Raw genomic sequence first — 2,197 nt, 5'->3', positions numbered from 1 at the left:
AGTACATCGAGATGGAGTACAACAGCGACCGGCTCCACTCGTCCCTGGGGTACATCACCCCTCAGCAACATTTTTTAGCGGTTGCTGCTTAATCCGTGTCCGCTGCGACTTGACCAGAACAACGCAGTTGCGAAACCTCGCAGCGTCAATATTATCGACTGATGCCGGGCGGGATCCCATTCGTTGGCGTAGGCTGGCCGGGGAATATAGCTAGATCTGCCTGTGGTGGATTCGCAGCGCTGGGCGTGAAAATCCCTTCAACCCCGGAAGGCAGCTGAACAGTTCGATTTTCCCTTCGGCGCTGAAGGTGGAACTCAGTGCCTAGGCGCCTCGCTCAGCAAGGCCTCAAGCGTCTCCGCCTCCAGGATGGCATCAGCCCAGGTTTCCAGTTGCTCAGGGTCGGCCTGGTCGAGCCGGGTCTGCGCCCATGAGGGGATCGCACCGTACTTCTTGACGATCTGCCGGGCGAGCATGCGACGGGTACCTTGCTCACGCCCTTGTTCCAGCCCTTGCTCCAGGCCTTGCTCAAGCCCCTCCTGGCGCCAGCGTTCCGGCCATTTCTTGATGCGTTCAGCCAACATGGTGTGTACCTCATGTAGTTCCTGTAGATCGTTCAGCTCGGGCAACTCCATGCCGGGTACCCGATGGGGGAGCAACACGCGCCGTATCCAGATCACGAAGGCACGGCGCAGGCCCGTTTGCTCGGGTGCCTTGAGCCAGTCGACCAGCTTGCCCAGGACATTGAGCATCTCCTGCTCATCACGGTTGTTCTCCAGCCGGAAGAGGGCGGCGACCACATTGCGTGCCGGCTCCGACCAGGCCGGGTCGTTGACGATGGCCCCCTCGTCCAGCAGGAGATAGCCAAGGGCAGGGCGGTAGCGCTCCAGTCCTCCCGGTACCTGTTCGACCAGATTGGCGATGTCAGGTGCCGCACGCCAGCGTTCCTCTCCATTGTAGAGCACCACCGGCAGGACAGGCGGCAGCTTGCCGCTGGGCGTCAGTTTTTTCTGGCGGATCAGATCCTGGTAGAGCAGTCCCACATAGCTCATGATGCGCACCGCCATGAACCGATCCACGCTGCTTTGAAATTCCAGCAGCAGGTACACATACAGCCAGTCCTTTCCCCAGCGGATGCGCCAGATGATGTCATCCTCGCGATCACGCAGTTCGTCGGTCACATAGGAGCCGCTGACTTTCTCCAGGCTGGTGAAATCGAGTTGTTCCACCCAGGCTTCCTTGACGAAGCCGGTCAGCAGGTCGCGAACCATGCGTGGGTGAGAAAAGAGCAGCTTGTAGCTGTTGTCGTGATGGGTCATGGAGATAGGTGGTCTGGTCATCCGGTGTCATGAAAAAGGCCATGATGAGGATACCGCAAAGGTGCGTTGAGATCCTCGAATGAAAACGTATCCGGGGTTGGTGATTTCACAATGTTCACAGGCTGTTCTGATGGATTTTGATGGTGCCGTGAAGGGCCGGAAACTGGGGCGGGCGCAGAGGGCAGAACTCGTTTTTGGGGCCTGCATAGCGTGCCCAGGATTGTGCCGTAGTCTGGCGGGTGGCTTGTATGGCAGATCTAAATCGGCGTTGATCGGCACATTTTGTGATACCTTAAGTTTCAAGCATATCAATGGCTTGTCGGTTTTTGTCTGATCTGAAATCGATTAACGCCGATATGTGCCCATCCATGTGCGCCAATATTTTCTGTACTCCGAAGGCAGGGGTCACTGGTTCGAATCCAGTCGGGCGCGCCATAAAATTAAAGAATCAAAACAGCCGCTTACAGGATATCCTGGGCGGCTTTTTTTGGTCCTGGATCAGGCTGCTGGGGTGCCGTGTTACCGGATTATTGCCGCAAAACGCGAGTTGACTGGCTTCCGGGCGGATCGTGATATCTTTTGCTCAAGGCTTGCACCCAGCCTGGGATTCGGTAAAAGGGTTGACCGATGAGCACGCCCGTTCAAGAGTTGGGTCTGTGGTCAATGCGCGACAGGCTGCACTGCTGAATCCATCCATGGCACCAGGGACGTGAACGACACCACCCATTACTATTAACCCGGCAATCAAATAGCTACACTACTGCATATTGAATGGATCCAGCCCGGAAATAGCTCGCAACCCGCTTGGGCAGTTTTTGCAGTTTGCGAAGATGAGACAGTGCTTTCTGTTTCAATTGATCCTTGTTTCGCGCTGGCGGACC

1 protein-coding gene is annotated in these 2,197 nt (G+C 56.5%); it reads right to left on the bottom strand.

Annotated features, from left to right (window positions below; translation table 11 throughout):
• Positions 1-314: 314 nt before the first annotated feature.
• Complete coding sequence (locus CKO35_RS17445; RefSeq protein ID WP_242467353.1) at positions 315-1,337, bottom strand: Rpn family recombination-promoting nuclease/putative transposase; 1,023 nt, start codon at positions 1,335-1,337, stop codon at positions 315-317.
• Positions 1,338-2,197 lie beyond the last annotated feature (860 nt).

It is taken from the genome of Ectothiorhodospira shaposhnikovii, from assembly GCF_016584105.1.
Lineage (GTDB): Bacteria > Pseudomonadota > Gammaproteobacteria > Ectothiorhodospirales > Ectothiorhodospiraceae > Ectothiorhodospira > Ectothiorhodospira shaposhnikovii.
Note: the sequence above shows the minus strand (reverse complement) of the source record. Positions and strands in the feature narration are given on the sequence as shown.

Bases quoted from the DNA above. Each gene is read 5' to 3' on its own strand.
- CKO35_RS17445 (WP_242467353.1), bottom strand. From the start codon at position 1,337: ATGACCAGACCACCTATCTCCATGACCCATCACGACAACAGCTACAAG.